Genomic DNA, 18415 nt, shown 5'->3' on the forward strand with positions numbered 1-18415 from the left:
GGTACGCTCGGCGCAGCCGGGCCCCCGCCGGGGATGTCCGTTTCCCCGAGGAGGTCGAACGCCACGGTGAGCCAGCAACCGTCGTCTCCGCCCACGCTGTCGGAGGCTGCGCCCGCGCTGTCGGACTTCATCGCCGGGCTGCCGAAGGTCGAGTTGCACGTGCACCATGTCGGGTCGGCGTCGCCGCGGATCGTCGCCGAGCTGGCCCAGCGGCACGAGGGGCGGTCCCCGGTCCCCGCCGACGAGGCCGCGTTGGCCGACTATTTCGTGTTCCGCGACTTCGCCCATTTCGTCGAGATCTACCTGAGCGTGGTCGATCTGATCCGCGACGACGAGGACGTCTGGGTGCTCACCCACGAGGTGGCCCGCGAGTTGGCCGCCCAGCAGGTCCGGTACGCCGAGCTGACGGTGACGCCGTACTCGCACGTACGGCGCGGCATTGCCGCGCCCGCGTTCTGCGCGGCGATCGAGGACGCCCGGCGACGGGCCCGCGCCGACTTCGGTATCGAGCTGCGCTGGTGTTTTGACATACCGGGGGAGGCGGGGCTGCCGGCGGCCGAGGAGACGCTGCGGATCTGCCTCGACGAGGCCCCGGACGGTCTGATCAGTTTCGGTCTGGGCGGGCCGGAGATCGGCGTCCCCCGGCCCCAGTTCAAGCCGTACTTCGACCAGGCCCGGGCGGCCGGGCTGCATTCGGTGCCGCACGCCGGGGAGACCACCGGTCCGGAGACGGTCTGGGACGCGCTGCGCGAACTGGGCGCCGAGCGGATCGGCCACGGCACGTCCAGCGTGCGGGACCCGGAGCTGATGGCGTTCCTGGCGGAGCGGCGGATTCCGCTGGAGGTGTGCCCGACGTCCAACCTGCGGACCGGGGCGGTGCCGCAGCTGGCCGCGCACCCGCTCGCCGACATGGTCGCCGCCGGTCTGCTGGTGACGATCAACTCCGACGATCCACCGATGTTCGGCACCAGCCTCAACCAGGAGTACGCGGTGGCCGCGTCCCTGCTGAGGGCCGGCCCGCAGCAGCTCGCCGGCCTGGCCCGTGACGCGGTGACCGCCTCGTTCCTGCCGGCCGCCGAGCAGCGGCGGCTGCGGGACGAGATCGACGGCTACCTGACGCAGGCGGCGTAGCCCGGGTCCTGCCAGCAGGCGAGGACCGCGACCACCAGCGCGCCGATCACCGTCACCCAGCGCAGCACCTGCCGGGCGGTGATCGGCGCGGGCCCGTCCTCGTCGACGGTGGGTGACCCAGCGGGCGGTGACCCGATGGCGGACGTACCCGACGGTGGCTCAGCGGCCGGCGGCGGCGCAGCGGCTGACGGTGACACGTCGACCTGCCTCTGTCCAGGGTGGGCGCGCGGCGGGACGTCGGTGTTGGGGACCGGGCCCCGCCGCGCGCAAGCGTCCCTGGACTGGGGATTCGGGACGGTACTGCGGGTGAGTCGTCCAGGAACGCCGATGGGTTCGGAGCAGATGCTGCCATCCGGCGCGGGGCGTGCGGAACGACGTTAATCCAGACCTAAGGAATACTTGTGCCGGCGAAGACCCGGCCGTGATCTGCCGGTCAGCGCGGCGTCGGCCGGCGACGGGTGCGGCCCCGCTCCCGCTCCCGGTCGCGTTCCCGGGCCAGCCGGCCGACCAGCCCGAACCGGCTCACCGGGCGGGGCGGGGCGGCCTCGGCGTCGGCGAGCAGCATCACCACGCTCGCCCCACCGAGCCGGGCCCGGTCCAGGCTGACCGACCCGTTCGCCTGCAACGCCACCCGCCGGGCGATGTCCAGGCCGAGCCCGGTGGAGCCCTGGTCGCTGGCCCCGCGCCGCAGTGCCCGGTCCGGATTGGCGATGCCCGGCCCGGCGTCGTCGACCCGGATCGCCACGTACCCGTCCCGGCGGGACACCGCCACCTCGAACGCGGTGCCCTGCGGTGTGTAGCGGAACACGTTGCCGAGCACCGCGTCGAGCGCGGCCGCCAGCTCGGCCCGGGGCACCGGCACCGGGGTCCGCAGCTGCGCGCCGATCACGTTGTACGGCCGGTTCTGGTCGCCGGCCAACGCCGACCAGAAGACCATCCGGTCGCGGACCACCTCGGCGACGTCGCAGCTGCCCTGGCCGACCTCCTGGGTGACCGTCTTACGGGTCGTGTTGATCAGAACGTCGACCTCGCCCTCCAGGGTGACGATCGCCTGACGGATCCGGCGGATCGTCCGCCGCCGGTCCAGCTCGGCCTCGCTGAACGAGCCGACGCTGGTGTCGTCGGAGTCGAGCGCGTCGGCGTCCAGCCGCAGCACGGTCAGCGGGGTGCGTAGCCGGTGGGACAGGTCGGCGACGAGTTCACGTTCGTCGGTACGGGAGGTGACCAGCCGGTCCGCCATCCGGTTGAACGCGTACCCGGCCTCGGCCAGCTCGCGCGGCCCGTCAGGCTGGATGCGTACCGCCAGATCCCCGTCACCGACCGCCATCGCCGCCTCGACCAGCCCTTTCGCCGCGGCGACAGCGCGCGCGGCGATCCGGTCCACGACGATGACCGAGCAGACGACGAGGCCTGCGGCGATGCCGACCAGCAGCAGCCAGGTGCCGGCCGCACCCCGGTTGAGCTCGCCGTCGGCGACGAAGACCTCGACGACGGTGACCGCGTCACCGACAGTGACCGGCTCCAGGTGCAGCACCCCGCCGTCGGTCGCCACCACCGTCGGCCCGGTGCCGGCGGCGGCCTCGGTGACCTGCTGGCTGGTCGCCCGTACGGTGCCGGCCGGGTCGAGCCCGTGCACCACCGGCTGCCGGTCGGTGCTCTCGCCGAGACCGGCCACGGCCCGACGGACCCCTTCCGGGTCGTTGCTGACCGCCAACGCGCCGCGTACCACGGCGGCACGCCGGGCCGCGTCGGCCAGTGCCTGCTCACGGGTCTCCCGCTGCAGCTGCAGGCCGAGCGGGATCAGGAAGACCAACGCGATGATCGAAGCCATGCCGGCCCCGAGGTAGGCCAGTGCCAACCTCAGTCCGGTACCACCAGCCGGAAGCCGACCCCCCGCACGGTGCGCAGGTAGCGCGGCTTCGCTGCGGATTCGCCCATTTTGCGGCGAAGCCAATAAAGATGCACGTCGATGGTCTGGTCCTCGCCGACCGACGGCTGCCGCCATACCTCCTCCAACAGCTCCCGGCGGGACACTACCCGACCTGGGCGGGCGGCCAGATAGGCCAGCAGGTCGAACTCCTTGCGGGTCAGCGCCAAGGCCTCGCCGTCCAGCGTGGCGCTGCGTTCGCCGACGTCGACCCGCAGCCCGCCCACCTGGTGCACGGCGGGCGGCACCGACCGGCTCGCCCGGCCGGCCCGGCGCAGCACCGTGGTGATCCGGGCGTCCAGGTGCGCGCCGGTGAACGGCTTGACCATGTAGTCGTCGGCCCCGGCCCGCAGCAGCCGGACGATCGCCTGCTCGTCGTCGCGGGCGGTGGCGATGATGATCGGCACGTCGGTGATGCCGCGCAGCATCCGCAACGCGTCCGACCCGTCCAGGTCCGGCAGACCCAGGTCGAGAACCACCAGGTCGGGGGTTTCCGCGGCGACCCGGCGTAACGCGTCCAGGGCGGTGCCGACCGCATGGACCGCGTGCCCGCGGTCGGCCAGCGAGCGCAACATGGCGCCGCGCACAACGTGGTCGTCTTCGACCAGGAGCACCGTAGCCACCTCACGACCGTACTGCCCCTGGCAAGTCGGTGGTGCCCGCGCCGGCCGCGCACGGTGGCGCAGCCCGACGTACGCCGCGGTCCCGTCGACGGCGGTCGGTGCGACCCACGCCGGCCGCGACGGCTCAGGGCAGCCGCAACACCCAGCGGTACGCCTGCACCAGCCCGGTGTCGAAGCCGGCCGCCGACCCCCACAGGAAGATCCGGAACCGCCGGTACATCGGCTCCCCCCAGCGCTGCACCACCTCGTCCCGGGCGGCGTCCAGCCGCCGGGCCCATTCCCGGCAGGTCAGGTAGTAGTTGTGCCGGTCGTCGGCGATGCTGCACAGCTCGAACGGGGAGCGGGCGACGTGCCGCAGATACTGGTGCAGCAGCAGCGGCGCGGACCGGCCCGGATAGATGTAGCGCTTCATGAACGCCGACGCGACGTGCTTGCGCCGCATCGCCAGCGCGTCGAGGTAGACGCGCCCGCCGGGCCTGAGCAGCTCCGCGTACTTGCGCAGGCTGCGGCGGTAGTCCGGCAGGTGCTCGGTCACCCCCATGTTGACGATCGCGTCGTAGCGACGCTCGTCGGTGAAGCCGAAGATGTGCTGACGCACCACCCGTACGTCGAGTTGCTCCCGCTCGAACAGGTCGACGAGGTAGCGTTCCGACTCCCGCGACAGGGTCGTGGTGGTCACCTCGATGCCGTGCCGGGCCGCGTGTTCGGCGAACGCACCCCAGCCACCGCCGACCTCCAGCACCCGGTCACCCGGCTTGACCCCGATCGCCTCCAGCGCCAGGTCCATCTTGCGGGTCATCGCGTCCTCGAGCGGCTCGTCGTCGGCGGCGAACACGCCCTCCGTGTAGCAGCGGTGCCGGGTGTCGAGGAAGGTCAGGAAGAACTCCGACTCGGAGTCGTAGTGGTGGGAGATCGCCCGCCGGTCGTCCTCCCGCCGGCCGCGCAGCAGCCCGGTGAACACACCGGAGAACCGGGCCACCGGATGCAGATCGGTGAAGAACGCCCGCATCCGCAGCGCGGCGGACAGGTCACCCTCCACGTCCAGCCAGCCCTGCAGGTACGCCACGGCGACCGCGAACTGGTCCAACGCGGCCAGCGCCCGGGCGCCCCGGGGATGGCGCACGGCGATGGTGAACTGCGGATCGCCCGGGCCGAAGCGGTGCTCCGTTCCGGCGACGTCCAGTACGGCGAACGGCACCGGCCGCCGGCTGGCGAAAAATGAGTCGTACCGGCGCCGCAGAGCGCCGACCATGTCGGTGGCAGCCACGGCGTCAATCTAACGCCGGAACCGGGTCGACGTCAGGCGTTGCAACAGGACCGACACCCGGTCACACCGACGGGGGGCGATAGCATCATGGCCGGCCGGGCCCGCCCGGGCCGTCGGAGCACCGTCGCCGGCCGGCCCGTGCCGGACCACCGATCCACCGATCCACCGATCCACCGATCCACCGATCCACCGATCCACCGTACGCACCGATCCACCGACCGTGAGGAGCCCGTCGTGTCCGCAAGCGCAGCCAGTCCCCAGGCCGAACCCGTCGTGGTCCCGGCCGGGACCACGGCCGCGGACGCGATCGCCGCCGCCGGTCTGCCGGTGAACGGACCGAAGGCGATCGTCGTGGTCCGCGACCCCGACGGCACCCTGCGCGACCTGGACTGGTCGCCGGACGCCGACACCGGCGTCGAACCGGTCGCCCTGGACTCCCCGGACGGGCTCGCCGTGCTGCGCCACTCCACCGCGCACGTGCTCGCCCAGGCGGTGCAGGACCTGTTCCCGGAGGCCAAGCTGGGCATCGGCCCGCCGATCACCAACGGCTTCTACTACGACTTCGACGTGGCCCGGCCGTTCCAGCCCGAGGACCTCGACAAGCTGGAAAAGCGGATGCAGGAGATCATCAAGTCCGGGCAGCGGTTCCGGCGGCGGCGGTTCGCCGACCTCGACGCCGCCCGCGCGGAACTCGCCGACGAGCCGTACAAGCTGGAGCTGGTCGACGTCAAGGGCACCGCCGACTTCGACGCCAGCGAGGTGATGGAGGTCGGCGGCGGCGAGCTGACCATCTACGACAACCTCGACCCGGCCTCGGGCAAGACCTGCTGGTCGGACCTGTGCCGGGGTCCGCACCTGCCGTCCACCCGGCTGATCGGCGCGGTCAAGCTGATGCGCAGCGCGGCGGCGTACTGGCGGGGATCCGAGCGTAACCCGCAGCTGCAGCGGATCTACGGCACCGCCTGGCCGACCCGGGACGCGCTCAAGGCGTACCTGAAACTGCTAGACGAGGCCGCCCGTCGCGACCACCGCAAGCTCGGCGCGGACCTCGACCTGTTCAGCTTCCCCGACGAGATCGGCTCCGGGCTGGCGGTGTTCCACCCCAAGGGCGGCATCATCCGCCGGGAGCTGGAGGACTACTCGCGCCGCCGGCACGAGCAGGCCGGGTACGAGTTCGTCTACTCCCCGCACATCAGCAAGTCCCAGCTGTTCGAGACCTCGGGGCACCTGCCGTACTACTCCGACACCATGTTCCCGCCGGCGGAGATGGAAGGCGCGCAGTACTACCTCAAGGCGATGAACTGCCCGATGCACAACCTGATCTTCCGGTCGCGCGGGCGGTCGTACCGGGAGCTGCCGCTGCGGCTGTTCGAGTTCGGCACCGTCTACCGCTACGAGAAGTCCGGCGTGGTGCACGGGCTGACCCGGGTGCGCGGGCTGACCATGGACGACTCGCACATCTACTGCACCCGGGAGCAGATGCCCGGCGAGCTGCGCTCGCTGCTCGCCTTCGTGCTCGATCTGCTGCGGGACTACGGCCTCGACGACTTCTACCTGGAGCTGTCCACCCGCGACGACTCGGACAAGTTCATCGGCGACCCGGCCGAGTGGGCCGACGCCACCGAGACCCTGCGGCAGGCGGCCATCGACTCGGGGCTGGAGCTGGTGCCCGACCCGGGCGGCGCGGCCTTCTACGGCCCGAAGATCTCGGTGCAGGCCCGTGACGCGATCGGCCGGACCTGGCAGATGTCCACCATCCAGCTGGACTTCAACCAGCCGAAGCGGTTCGGCCTGGAGTACCAGGCCGCCGACGGCACCCGGCAGCAGCCGATGATGATCCACCGGGCGTTGTTCGGGTCGATCGAGCGGTTCTTCGGCATCCTCACCGAGCACTACGCCGGCGCGTTCCCGGCCTGGCTGGCGCCGGTGCAGGTGATCGGCATCCCGATCCGCACCGACCACGGCGGCTACCTGGCCGAGTTCGTCGCCATGCTGCGCGCCGAGGGTATCCGGGCCGAGGTGGACTTCTCCGACGACCGGATGCAGAAGAAGATCCGCACCGCCCAGCAGCAGAAGGTGCCGTTCATGGCGATCGCCGGTGACGCCGACGTGTCGGCCGGGACCGTCTCCTTCCGCTACCGCGACGGTTCGCAGCGTAACGGTGTGCCGTTGGCCGAGGCGGTGGCCCACGTCGTCGACGTGGTGCGGTCCCGGACCAACGTCAACCCGACCGCGACCGTAACCGACGGTCAGGCGGGGTCCGACGGCCCGACGGGGCCCGACGGGCAGTGAGCCGGGTCGCCGTCGGGTGAGTCCGGTCGGGCCGAGCCCGTACGATCATGGGGTGACTGGCACGACCGGACAACCGGGCCCGGATGGCCTGGAACGACTCTGGACACCGCACCGGATGGCGTACATCTCCGGTGCGGACCGGCCCGACGACGGCTACGACTCGCCGACCGGCTGCCCGTTCTGCCTGGCCCCCGGTCGGCCGGCCGAGCAGAGCCTGGTGGTGGCCCGGGGCGAGCGGGTGTTCGCCGTGCTCAACCTCTACCCGTACAACCCGGGTCACCTGCTGGTCTGCCCCTACCGGCACGTCGCCGACTACCCGGAGCTGGACCGCGCCGAGACCGCCGAGCTGGCCGAGTTCACCCAGACCGCGATGCGGGTGGTCCGCGCCGTGAGCAGCGCGCACGGCTTCAACATCGGGATGAACCAGGGTGGTGTCGCCGGTGCCGGCATCGCCGCCCACCTGCACCAGCACGTGGTGCCCCGGTGGGGCGGGGACGCCAACTTCATGCCGGTGATCGGCCGTACCAAGGTGCTGCCGCAGCTGCTCGCCGACACCCGTGACCTGTTCAGCGGGGCGTGGCCGGCCGACTGAACCGGCCACGCCCGGCCCGGCCGTTACCGGCTGGTCGGTGCCGGCTCGTAGCGGGCGAACGCCCGCCGGAACGTGCCGGCACCTCCGGTGATCGAGCGCAGCTCCACCGCGTACCGCAGCAGCTCGGTCGCCGGCACCTCGGCGCGGATCACCGTCCGGTCGCCGGAGTCGTCGTCGCTGGTGGTGCCGAGCACCCGGGCACGCCGGCCGGCCAGGTCGCCGAGCACCGCCCCGACCGCACCGTTCGGCACCCGCACCATGATCGCGTCAACCGGTTCCAGCAGCGTCGGCCGGCCGGTGCCGGCCGCGTCCCGCAGGGCCAGCGCGCCGGCGGTCTGAAACGCCGCGTCCGACGAATCGACCGGATGTGCCTTGCCGTCCACCAGCGTCACCCGCAGGTCGACCACCGGATGTCCGCTGACCACGCCCCGGTCCATCTGCGCCCGTACGCCCTTCTCCACGGACGGGATGTAGTTGTGCGGCACCGCCCCGCCGACCACCCGGTCGACGAACTCGAACCCGCTGCCCTCCGGCAGCGGATCCACCTCGATGTCGCACACCGCGTACTGCCCGTGTCCGCCGGACTGCTTCACGTGCCGCCCGTGCCCCCGGGCCGTCGCGGTGAACGTCTCCCGCAGCGGCACCCGCACCGGCTCGACGTCCACCTCGACGCCGCCGGAGCGCAGCCGGTCCAACAGCACGTCGGCGTGCGCCTCGCCCATGCACCAGAGCACCAGTTGGCGGGTCTCGGCGTTGCGTTCCAGCCGCAGCGTCGGATCACCGGCGACCAGCCGGCCCAGGTTGCGGGCCATCGCGTCCTCGTCCGACCGGGTACGGGCGACGACCGCCACCGGCAGCAGCGGCTCCGGCATCTCCCACGGCTCGACCAGCAGCGGATCCGTGGCTGCGGAGATGGTGTCACCGGTCTCCGCGCTGCCCGACTTGGTCAACGCGCAGATGTCCCCGGCGACGCACACCTCGACCTCCCGCAACTGGGCCCCCAGCGGGCTGTAGAGGTGCGCCGCCCGTTCGTCGACGTCGTGGTCGGGGTGGCCCCGCTGGCTGAGGCCGTGCCCGGCCACGTGCACCGTACGGTCGGTGCGCAGCGTGCCGGAGAAGACCCGGACCAGCGACACCCGGCCGACGTGCCGGTCGACGGTGGTCCGGACCACCTCGGCGACCAGCGGACCGGCCGGGTCGCAGCCCAGCGGCGGCCGGGGCGTGCCGTCCAGCCCGGTCACCGCCGGCAGGGTGTGCTCGGGCGGCGCCGGGAACGCGGCGGTCAACAGCCACAGCAGCGCGTCCAGCCCGACCCCGGTGTGGGCGCAGACCGGCAGCACCGGATGGAAGTGGCCCCGGGCCACCGCCGTCTCCAGGTCGTCGACCAGCATCTTCGGGTCGAGCTGTTCGCCGGCGAGGTACCGGTCGAGCAGGGTCTCGTCCTCGCTTTCGGCGATGATCCCCTCGATCAGTTCGTTGCGGGCCTCGGCGATCGCCGGCAGATGCTCCGGATCCGGCTCCCGCACCTGCGGGGGGTGGCCGGTCGAGTAGTCCAGTACCTGCCGGGCGAGCAGGTCCAGCAGCCCGGCGATGCCCACCCCGTCGTCGGCGAGCATCGGCAGGTGCAGCGGCAGCACGTTGTCGCCGAAGACCCGCTGACACAACGCGACGGTCTCGTCGACGTCGGCGCGCGGATGGTCGAGCCGGGTGAGTGCCACCGCCCGGGGCATGCCGACCGCCGCGCACTCCTCCCACAGCGTGGCGGTTGCCGCGTCCATCCCGTCCGCCGCGCAGACCACGAACAGCGCGGCGTCGGCGGCGCGTAGCCCGGCCCGCAGCTCGCCGACGAAGTCGGCGTACCCCGGGGTGTCCAACAGGTTGACCTTGATGTCGCGGTGGAACAGCGGCGCGCAGGTCAACGCGACGGACCGTTGCTGGCGCACTGCGGCCGGGTCGTGATCGCAGACCGTCGTGCCGTCCGGGACCTGCCCCGCCCGGCTGATCGTCCCGGTGGCGGCCAGCAACGCCTCGATCAACGTGGTCTTGCCGGCACCGGAGTGCCCGACCAGCACCACGTTGCGGATCCGGTTGGGATCGGTGACCACCGCAACGGACCCGGCGGGCCCTCTGTCGTGGTTCTTCTGCGCCATGACTGCGCACCTCCTGGCTGCCTGACTGGGTGGGGCGACCGCGCTGCGGGCCCGGCTGGGCGTTCCGAAGCCGGCTGGGCTTCGGCCGGGGCCGCAGAGGATGACCGCGGGGTGAATCCGCGGCGACATCTTCAGGCGGGCGGGACCTGCTCGGTAACGTGAACCGTGCCCGGGTGAGCTCGCTCACGTTCACGTGTCGATCCCACACCCGCGACGCGCCGTACACAAGTCCGGCGCGCGAGGTGACCGCCACCGGTTCACGTTCGTGGCCACCGTGCCGACCCTTTCCGTCGACCGTTATCGTGGGACCGCCATGGCGAAGATCTTCAGAGTGTCCGTCCGCGCGGGCATGACCCGGGTGATCGAGCCGGTAGCCCGCGGACTGCTCGGCGCAGGGATATCGCCGAACGCGGTCACGGTCGCCGGCACCGTCGGTGTGCTCGTCGGGGCGATCGGCTTCGGCGCCCGCGGCCACCTGATCACCGGTCTGGTGATCGTCACGCTGTCCGCCCTGACCGACGTGCTGGACGGCACGATGGCCCGGCTACGCGGCGGATCGAGCACCTTCGGCGCCTTCCTCGACTCGAGCATGGACCGGGTCGCCGACGGGGCGATCTTCGGCTCGGTGGCGTACTGGCTCGCGGTCAGCGGCAACCGGGCGGGTGCGGTCGCGGCGCTGATCTGCCTGGTCGCCGGCGGCATCGTGTCCTACGTGAAGGCACGCGCCGAAGGGCTCGGGATGACCTGCAACGTCGGCGTCGCCGAACGGGCCGAGCGACTGATCCTGGTCGGCGTCGGCGGCCTGCTCAGCGGCCTCGGTGTCAGCTGGGGGCTGCCGGCCGCGCTCTGGTTGCTCGCCGCACTGTCGCTGGTGACGGTCTGGCAGCGGATCGCCCACGTCCACCAGCAGACCGCCGCCGCGGCGGGCCCCCGGCAGACGGCGCAGGGCGTGGACGCGTGACCCCGGTGGAGCTCGGCTACGCGGCGGCCTGGCGGCTGATCCGGACGCTGCCCCGGCCGGCCGCCGCCGCCCTGTTCCGCGTCGGCGCCGACCGGGCGCACCGGCGCGGCGCGGCGTCGGTGCGCCGGCTCGCCGCCAACCTGCGCCGGGTGGTCGGCCCGGATCTGCCGGCGGCCGAGTTCGACCAGCTCACCCGGGACGCGGTGCGTTCGTACGCCCGGTACTGGATGGAGATGTTCCGGCTGCCGTCCCTCAGCCGACAGCAGCGGCTCGCCGGTTTCCACCTGGCCGGTGCGCAGATGCTCGCCGCGAACGTGGCCGCCGGGCGCGGCTCGGTGGTGGCGCTGCCGCATGCCGGCAACTGGGACGCGGCGGGTGCCTGGGTGGCGGCCAACGGCTGGCCGCTGACCACGGTCGCCGAACGGCTGCGACCCGAAGGCGTCTACAACCGGTTCGTCGCCGTCCGGCAACGCCTCGGCATGGAGATCATCCCGGCCACCGGCGGTCCCCGGCCACCGTTCGACGTCCTGCTCGACCGGCTCGACGCCGGCCACGTCGTGCCGCTGCTGGCCGACCGTGACCTGTCCGCCCGAGGTGTCGAGGTCACCTTCTTCGGCGGCCGGACCCGGATGCCGGCCGGCCCGGCGCTGCTCGCGCTGCGTACCGGAGCCCCGCTCTACGTCACCACCATGTGGTTCGAACCGGACCGCGCACACGGCGCGTTGGACGGGCCGGTGCCGCTGCCCGACCCGTCGGTCGGCCCGCTGGACGTGCGGGTCCGCCTGCTGACCCAGCAGATCGCCGACCGGCTGGCGGTCGGCATCGCCCGCCACCCGCAGGACTGGCACATGATGCAGCGGCTGTGGCTGGACGAGCGGCCCGACCCCGACCGGGACCGGTCGGGCAGCGCGGCCACCGGGCCGGGATGAGCGGGGGCCACCGTGCGGATCGGCATCGTGTGCCCGTACTCCTTCGACGTCCCCGGAGGGGTGCAGAACCACGTCGTCGACCTCGCTGAGGCGCTGATCGATCTCGGCCACGAGGTGAGCGTGCTGGCACCGGCGGACGAGGACGCCGCGCTGCCGCCGTACGTGGTGGCCGCCGGCCGCTCGGTGCCGGTGCCGTACAACGGCTCGGTGGCCCGGGTGAGTTTCGGCCCGGTGGTCACCGCCCGGGTCCGGCGTTGGCTCAACCGTGGCCAGTTCGACGTGCTGCACGTGCACGAGCCGTTCGCGCTCAGCGTCAGCCTGCTCGCGGTGCTCTGCGCCCGGGGCCCGGTGGTGGCCACCTTCCACACCGCGATGACCCGGTCCCGGGCGTTGGCCGCCGCGCAGGGGATGCTGCAGCTGGTGCTGGAGAAGATCACCGCCCGGATCGCGGTGTCGGCGCTGGCCCGCCGGGTGCAGGTCGAACACCTCGACGGCGGCGCGGTGGAGATTCCCAACGGGGTGGCGGTGGCGAAGTACGCCAACGCCGAGCCGCTGCCCGGCTGGCCGGGTGACTGCGGTCCGGGCAGCGGCGGCACGCTCGGCTTCCTCGGCCGGTTCACCGAGCCGCGCAAGGGCTTCGGCCTGCTCCGCGAGGCGTTCGTCGCGCTGGCCCCGGACCGCCCCGGGCTGCGGCTGCTGGCGGCCGGTCCGGGCCGGCCCGACGACCTGTACGCCGCCGTCCCGGCCGGGCTGCGCGACCGGGTGACCTTCCTCGGGCGGGTGTCGGAGCCGGACAAGGCCCGGATGCTGCGCAGCGTGCACCTCTACGTCGCGCCGAACATCGGCGGTGAGTCGTTCGGCATGATCCTCACCGAGGCGATGGCCGCCGGCGCGGCGGTGGTGGCCAGCGACCTGGACGCGTTCCGCCGGGTGCTCGACGACGGCCGGGCCGGGGAACTGTTCCCCACCGGTGACCCGGTGGCGCTGCGCGGGGCGGTCGCCCGGCTGCTGGACGACGCGCCGCGCCGGGAAGCGCTCGCCGGCCACGCCCGGCAGGTGGTGGCGACCTTCGACTGGCCCGCGGTGGCCCGCCAGGTGCTGGAGGTGTACGCCGCCGCGATCGAAGCCACCGATGGGCGGGTGCTCTACCAGGAGTGGGCGGAGCCACCATGATCGGGTCCACGGGCCCGGCGCCGACGGCACTACGATGCCGGGAATGCGGTGGGTGGTCGGTGTGAGCGTCGCGGTCGTCCTGCTGTCGGCGTACCTCACCTGGACCGCGGCCCGGGTGGACCGGCTGCACGTCCGGGTGGCGGCGGCCGCCCGGGCGCTCGACGCGCATCTGCTGCGCCGGGCGGCGGCCGCTGCGGTGCTCGCCGAGGAGCAGTACGCGGTGGAGCTGTACGCGGCGGCCCGGATCGCGTTGGACGCCGCGTCGCCGGAGGAACGTGAGGCCGCCGAGAACGACCTCACCCGGCAGTTGCGGGCGACGGCGTTGACCAGCCCGGATCCGGCGACCGAGGCGGTGGTGGTGGCCAGCCGCCGGCTGGTGCTGGCCCGTCAACTGCACACCGACCTGGTCCGCGACGCGTTGCTGGCCCGCCGGCGGCCGCTGGTGCGGCTGCTGCGTTTCGGCCGCCGGCACGACGAACCCCGCTACTTCGACATCGACGATCCGACGCTGGCGCGGGTGGTGGATCCAACCCGGTGAGCTGGGCCACAGGGCAGGCCACCGGGTTGTCGATTGGCTGTCGGTGGACCCTGCCGGCGGGCGTAGCATCCCAGACGTATCCCTGTCGCGTACTTCGCCGAGGAGCCGATTCGTCGTGTCCGAGACCCCCGCTGCTCAGGCCGCCACCCCGGGTGCCGTCGCGCCCGCCTCCGCCACCGGCACCGCCTCCGTCACCGGTACCGCCCGGGTCAAGCGCGGCATGGCCGAGATGCTCAAGGGCGGCGTGATCATGGACGTGGTCACGCCCGAGCAGGCCAAAATCGCCGAGGACGCCGGGGCGGTCGCGGTGATGGCCCTCGAACGGGTGCCCGCCGACATCCGCGCCCAGGGCGGCGTGTCCCGGATGAGCGACCCCGACATGATCGACGGCATCATCGACGCGGTCTCCATCCCGGTGATGGCCAAGGCCCGGATCGGGCACTTCGTCGAGGCCCAGGTGCTGCAGGCGCTCGGCGTGGACTACGTCGACGAGTCCGAGGTCCTCACCCCGGCCGACTTCGCCAACCACATCGACAAGTGGGCGTTCACCGTGCCGTTCGTCTGCGGGGCCACCAACCTCGGTGAGGCACTACGCCGGATCACCGAGGGCGCCGCGATGATCCGGTCCAAGGGTGAGGCCGGCACCGGCGACGTCTCCAACGCCACCACCCACATGCGGCGTATCGGCGCCGAGATCCGCCGGCTGACCTCCCTGTCGCCCGACGAGCTCTACGTCGCGGCGAAGGAGTTGCAGGCCCCGTACGACCTGGCCCGGGAGGTCGCCGAGACCGGGAAGCTGCCGGTGGTGCTGTTCACCGCCGGCGGCATCGCCACCCCGGCGGACGCGGCGATGATGATGCAGCTCGGCGCCGAGGGGGTCTTCGTCGGCTCCGGTATCTTCAAGTCCGGCAACCCGGCCCAGCGGGCGGCGGCGATCGTCAAGGCCACCACCTTCCACGACGACCCGGACGTGCTCGCCAAGATCTCCCGTGGGCTCGGCGAGGCGATGGTCGGCATCAACGTCGACGACATCCCGGTGCCGCACCGCCTCGCCGAGCGCGGCTGGTGACCGGCGCAGCCCAGCCGGCTCCCGACGCGCGGGTGCGGGTCGGCGTGCTGGCGCTGCAGGGCGACGTCCGCGAACACCTGCGGGCGCTGACCGAATGCGGTGCCACCGCCCGGTCGGTCCGTCGCCCCGAGGAGCTGGAGCAGGTCGACGCGCTGGTGGTGCCCGGCGGCGAGTCGACCACGATCAGCAAGCTGGCGGTCGAGTTCGACCTGCTGGAGCCGATCCGCAAGCGGATCGCCGCCGGGATGCCGGTGTACGGGTCCTGCGCCGGCATGATCATGTTGGCCGACGAGATCCTCGACGGCCGGCCCGACCAGCGGTCCTTCGCCGGCATCTCGATGGCGGTACGGCGCAACGCGTTCGGCCGGCAGGTGGATTCCTTCGAGGCTCCGGTGGCCATCGACGGCGTCGACGGCCCGCCGTTCCACGCGGTTTTCATCCGCGCGCCGTGGGTGGAACGGGTCGGCGAGGACGTCGAGGTGCTGGGCCGGGTAGCCGCCGGAGCGGCCACAGGTAGGATTGTCGCGGTTCGGCAGGGCAATCTGCTCGCCACGGCCTTCCACCCAGAGCTGACCGGCGACCGTCGGGTGCACCGACTGTTCGTGGAGATGGCCGTCGCGGCAGGCTGACCCCGCAGGTGGGAAGCGACGGAGGTGCACATGTCCGGCCACTCCAAGTGGGCGACGACCAAGCACAAGAAGGCGGTCATCGACGCCAAACGCGGCAAGATGTTCGCCAAACTGATCAAGAACGTCGAGGTCGCCGCCCGGACCGGCGGGGGTGACCCGGCCGGCAACCCCACCCTGTACGACGCCATCCAGAAGGCGAAAAAGAGCTCCGTACCCAACGACAACATCGACCGCGCGGTCAAGCGCGGCTCCGGCCTGGAGGCCGGCGGCGCCGACTGGCAGACGATCATGTACGAGGGGTACGGGCCGAACGGTGTCGCCCTGCTCGTCGAGTGCCTGACCGACAACCGCAACCGGGCGGCGACCGAGGTGCGTACCGCGCTGACCCGCAACGGCGGGTCGCTGGCCGACGCCGGCTCGGTCTCCTACCTGTTCTCCCGCAAGGGCGTGGTGATCGTCCCCAAGGGCGAGCACTCCGAGGACGACGTCATGCTCGCGGTCCTCGACGCCGGCGCCGAGGAGGTCAACGACCTCGGCGAGGCCTTCGAGGTGGTCAGCGAGCCGGGCGATTTGGTCGCGGTACGTACCGCGTTGGTCGACGCCGGCATCGACTACGAGTCCGCCGAGTCGTCCCTGGTGCCGAGCATGAACGTGCCGCTGGACGAGGACGGCGCCCGGCGGATCTTCAAGCTGATCGATGTCCTGGAGGACTGCGACGACGTGCAGAACGTCTACGCGAACTTCGACGTCTCCGACGAAATCATGGCCGCCGTCGGCTGACCTTCTCGTCGCCTAGGATATACGCTCAGCTGCGATATATTATCGGCCGGGAGGTGTATCTCATGGCCAAGACTCTGCTGGATCTTGATGAGGACCTGCTGGCGGAAGCCACCGCCGCGCTGGGCACAGGCACGAAGCGGGAGACGGTGACAGAGGCGCTCCGGCAGGCGGTGGAGTCCAGCCGCGAGCGTCGGCGGCGGGCACTGGCTGACCTTCAGGAGATTGCTGACTCCGGGGGTTTTCACTTCGATCAGCTTGACGAACTCGACCAGTGAAGTATCTGGTCGATACGAGTGCCCTGGTTCGGATGCTGCGCCGCCAGGTCGACCCGCACTGGAACGACCTGGCTGCGCGTGGCCTGATCGCGGTCTGCGATCCGGTGCTCGTGGAAGTGCTTACCATCGCGGATGCGAAGGCGTACGAACAGGCCGAACGCGGGCTACGCGACCTCTACCCTTGGGTGCCGATACCGGACGACGCCTGGCAGATCGTACGGGCCGTGCGGACTGAACTCGCCAGCCACAGCGCCCATCAAGGGGTGTCGGTGGCCGATCATCTTGTGATCGCCACCGCGATTCGTCTGAAGTTGACGGTGCTTCACCACGATGCGGACTTCGAGACTGTGGCCCGCTTCGTGCCGCAGTTGGCTCAGGAACGGGTCGCCTGACAGCTGCGGCAACGCTAGTTGTGATCAGAGTCCCTTCGGGTCTCCGGCGAGACCAAGAGAGGGCTGACCTGCGGCACCTTCCCGGCACAGGGTGTCCCGGAGTGATTGCCGCCGTTGAGACGTGTGGAGATGCCATCCTCACTGGTCAGCGTTGGCACGTATCCGCAGGTAGCACCCGGTGGGTACGGTGACCTGTGGCTTCAGGGATACACAAGCCAGCTCGTGTGCAGCAATTCATGCAACCCGCAGAATGGGGGATGCATTTAAGAACTTGTTGGCGCCGAGGGGGATGTTGTGTCGGTTTACCCTTGATTTTTGAGCCGTCGACGGCTCCAATGGATGGCGACTGTGCGACGGGAGTCGCGGCGCATCGCGCTCGCCTCAAAGCGAACGGCGCTCGGATGTGACCCGAGCGCCGTTCAGACTCCCCGTTGGTCGGTCAAGGTCCGTTTCATTGATCGAATACAGGGAGTCATGTAGTGACTTTATCGCAGGAGTTTAACGATGACAAAAGTTTTTGATCCTCGGAGCCGTCACCGGACGATCATCGACTATCTCAAGACGCTGCCCGGGGTACTCACCGGAGTAGCTGCGCTGATCGGGGCGACAACCGGGCTGGTGGTGGCGTTGCTCCGCTGAGAGACGCCGGGAAAGACGGAGCCCTGATCCCGCCTCACGGTAAGGATCGGGGCTCCGGGCCGGCCTGCGGCCTTCGAGTGCAGGCTCAGCCGCGCACCTTCGTCACGAACGCCGACCAAGCGGCCGGGTGGAAGGTCAGGGTGCCGCCGTCGCGGTTCTTGGTGTCCCGGACGTGGACGCGGCCGGGAAGATTGTCGGCGACCTCGACGCATTCGCCGGTGCCGGTGCTGCGGGTGCTCGTCCGCCAGCGCGGCTCACTTGTGCTCATGAAGCATCCTCAGGATCACGTCTCGGGTCTGGACCACGGGTAGGGCCAGCGCGTCAATCTCCTCCCAGGCTAGTTCCAGGTGCCTGAGGTCGCCACGCGCGGCCGCCACGTGGCCGCTCAGCTGATCGTCCATGTAGGCCGACCGGCGGCCGTCCGGCATGCTGGCGATGACGAATGCCCCGGACAGCCCGACGTGTATTCCCTCCGACTCGGCGGGGATCATCCGGATCCGCACGTGCGGTCGGTGACCCACATCCACGAGGTGACCGAGCTGCTCCTTCAGGACGTCACGCGGCCCACGCCGCAGGGTCACCTCGCCGATGATCGCGGAGAGCGCGACCGGGTCGTCCCGGTCGATCGTGGCCGCCTGGCGCTCGCGCCGCTTGGCGACCAGCCCGTCGACCTTCCCGGCGTTCGCCGGCACGGCGGAAAAAACCGCGCGCATGTACGACTCGCACTGCAACAGCCCCGGCACCAACATCGGCCCCCACGAGCGCAGTAGGGCCGCACGCCGCTCCAGGTCGAACCATGACCGTAGCCACGGCTGCCGGTCCTCCCGTTCCTCCTTGGCCGCTCGTTGGATCTCATCGCCGGTGCCGAAGAACTCGTCCATGCGCCCCGCTGTGCCTTCCTGCGGCACTAGCTTTCCCGACTCGAAGGACTGCACCAGGGACTTCGACACGCCGATCGCCGCCGCGAGCCGGTCCTGAGCCATCTTGCGGCTGGTCCGCAGCTCGCGCAGACGAGCTGGAAGGGAAGGTAGATCATTCACGATTATCA

Annotated in this window: 20 protein-coding genes; 13 read left to right on the plus strand and 7 right to left on the minus strand. The window is 71.4% G+C overall.

Features of this window, described 5'->3' with window-relative positions:
- Positions 1-117 precede the first annotated feature (117 nt).
- Positions 118-1131 (plus strand): adenosine deaminase, encoded by a 1014-nt coding sequence (locus EDC02_RS06035; protein ID WP_233606345.1) that lies wholly within the window; start codon positions 118-120, stop codon positions 1129-1131.
- Here the strand turns inward: EDC02_RS06035 and EDC02_RS06040 are convergent.
- The 4 genes from EDC02_RS06040 to EDC02_RS06055 form a co-directional block, all read right to left on the minus strand.
- Positions 1110-1328, minus strand: coding sequence for a hypothetical protein (locus tag EDC02_RS06040; protein WP_123601095.1), 219 nt, complete (start codon positions 1326-1328; stop codon positions 1110-1112). The two genes, EDC02_RS06035 and EDC02_RS06040, sit on opposite strands and share 22 nt — an antisense overlap.
- 236 nt (positions 1329-1564) lie before the next feature.
- Positions 1565-2962, minus strand: coding sequence for a HAMP domain-containing sensor histidine kinase (locus EDC02_RS06045; protein ID WP_123604547.1), 1398 nt, complete (start codon positions 2960-2962; stop codon positions 1565-1567).
- A 29-nt stretch (positions 2963-2991) separates the two neighbouring features.
- Positions 2992-3681: a response regulator transcription factor gene (locus tag EDC02_RS06050; RefSeq protein WP_123601096.1), complete on the minus strand. Its 690-nt coding sequence runs from the start codon at positions 3679-3681 to the stop codon at positions 2992-2994.
- A gap of 124 nt (positions 3682-3805) precedes the next feature.
- A complete protein-coding gene (locus EDC02_RS06055; RefSeq protein WP_233605766.1) occupies positions 3806-4948 on the minus strand; it encodes a class I SAM-dependent methyltransferase in 1143 nt (380 codons plus the stop codon).
- 234 nt (positions 4949-5182) lie between these two features.
- On the opposite strand from EDC02_RS06055, the gene thrS reads away from it, so the two are divergent.
- Together thrS and EDC02_RS06065 are read left to right on the plus strand one after the other, a co-directional pair.
- Positions 5183-7240, plus strand: coding sequence for a threonine--tRNA ligase (gene thrS / locus EDC02_RS06060; protein WP_123604549.1), 2058 nt, complete (start codon positions 5183-5185; stop codon positions 7238-7240).
- Between the two features lie 115 nt (positions 7241-7355).
- The gene (locus EDC02_RS06065; protein ID WP_123601097.1) at positions 7356-7832 is read left to right on the plus strand and encodes an HIT domain-containing protein; all 477 of its coding nucleotides are present in this window, start codon (positions 7356-7358) and stop codon (positions 7830-7832) included.
- Between the two features lie 23 nt (positions 7833-7855).
- On the opposite strand, the gene EDC02_RS06070 is transcribed toward EDC02_RS06065, so the two are convergent.
- Positions 7856-9982, minus strand: a complete 2127-nt coding sequence (locus tag EDC02_RS06070) for an elongation factor G-like protein EF-G2 (protein ID WP_123601098.1) — start codon at positions 9980-9982, stop codon at positions 7856-7858.
- A 313-nt stretch (positions 9983-10295) separates the two neighbouring features.
- On the opposite strand from EDC02_RS06070, the gene pgsA reads away from it, so the two are divergent.
- From pgsA to EDC02_RS42295, 10 genes are all read left to right on the plus strand, one after another.
- A complete protein-coding gene (gene pgsA, locus EDC02_RS06075; RefSeq protein ID WP_123604550.1) occupies positions 10296-10943 on the plus strand; it encodes a phosphatidylinositol phosphate synthase in 648 nt (215 codons plus the stop codon).
- Complete coding sequence (locus EDC02_RS06080) at positions 10940-11872, plus strand: phosphatidylinositol mannoside acyltransferase (protein WP_123601099.1); 933 nt, start codon at positions 10940-10942, stop codon at positions 11870-11872. Before pgsA ends, EDC02_RS06080 begins: the two co-directional genes overlap by 4 nt.
- Positions 11873-11884: 12 nt before the next feature.
- Complete coding sequence (locus tag EDC02_RS06085; RefSeq protein WP_123601100.1) at positions 11885-13045, plus strand: glycosyltransferase family 4 protein; 1161 nt, start codon at positions 11885-11887, stop codon at positions 13043-13045.
- 34 nt (positions 13046-13079) lie between these two features.
- Positions 13080-13583 (plus strand): hypothetical protein, encoded by a 504-nt coding sequence (locus EDC02_RS06090; RefSeq protein WP_123601101.1) that lies wholly within the window; start codon positions 13080-13082, stop codon positions 13581-13583.
- A 115-nt stretch (positions 13584-13698) separates the two neighbouring features.
- The gene (pdxS, locus tag EDC02_RS06095) at positions 13699-14652 is read left to right on the plus strand and encodes a pyridoxal 5'-phosphate synthase lyase subunit PdxS (protein WP_123601102.1); all 954 of its coding nucleotides are present in this window, start codon (positions 13699-13701) and stop codon (positions 14650-14652) included.
- Between the two features lie 32 nt (positions 14653-14684).
- Positions 14685-15281, plus strand: a complete 597-nt coding sequence (gene pdxT / locus EDC02_RS06100) for a pyridoxal 5'-phosphate synthase glutaminase subunit PdxT (RefSeq protein ID WP_123604551.1) — start codon at positions 14685-14687, stop codon at positions 15279-15281.
- A gap of 30 nt (positions 15282-15311) precedes the next feature.
- Positions 15312-16061: a YebC/PmpR family DNA-binding transcriptional regulator gene (locus tag EDC02_RS06105; protein ID WP_123601103.1), complete on the plus strand. Its 750-nt coding sequence runs from the start codon at positions 15312-15314 to the stop codon at positions 16059-16061.
- A 62-nt stretch (positions 16062-16123) separates the two neighbouring features.
- Entirely contained in the window at positions 16124-16336 is a 213-nt protein-coding gene (locus tag EDC02_RS06110; RefSeq protein WP_123604552.1) for a type II toxin-antitoxin system VapB family antitoxin, read from the plus strand.
- Positions 16333-16728 (plus strand): PIN domain-containing protein, encoded by a 396-nt coding sequence (locus EDC02_RS06115; RefSeq protein ID WP_123601104.1) that lies wholly within the window; start codon positions 16333-16335, stop codon positions 16726-16728. The genes EDC02_RS06110 and EDC02_RS06115 overlap by 4 nt, the downstream gene beginning before the upstream one ends.
- A gap of 504 nt (positions 16729-17232) precedes the next feature.
- Positions 17233-17367 carry a hypothetical protein gene (locus EDC02_RS42295; RefSeq protein ID WP_255499942.1) on the plus strand — a complete coding sequence of 45 codons (135 nt, stop codon included), beginning with the start codon at positions 17233-17235 and terminating at the stop codon, positions 17365-17367.
- Between the two features lie 85 nt (positions 17368-17452).
- Here EDC02_RS42295 and EDC02_RS06120 read toward each other — a convergent pair whose 3' ends face one another.
- A complete protein-coding gene (locus EDC02_RS06120) occupies positions 17453-17635 on the minus strand; it encodes a DUF397 domain-containing protein (RefSeq protein WP_123601105.1) in 183 nt (60 codons plus the stop codon).
- Positions 17622-18407, minus strand: coding sequence for a helix-turn-helix transcriptional regulator (locus tag EDC02_RS40060; protein WP_158632068.1), 786 nt, complete (start codon positions 18405-18407; stop codon positions 17622-17624). Before EDC02_RS40060 ends, EDC02_RS06120 begins: the two co-directional genes overlap by 14 nt.
- Positions 18408-18415: the final 8 nt, after the last annotated feature.

Source organism: Micromonospora sp. Llam0, from assembly GCF_003751085.1.
Lineage (GTDB): Bacteria > Actinomycetota > Actinomycetes > Mycobacteriales > Micromonosporaceae > Micromonospora_E.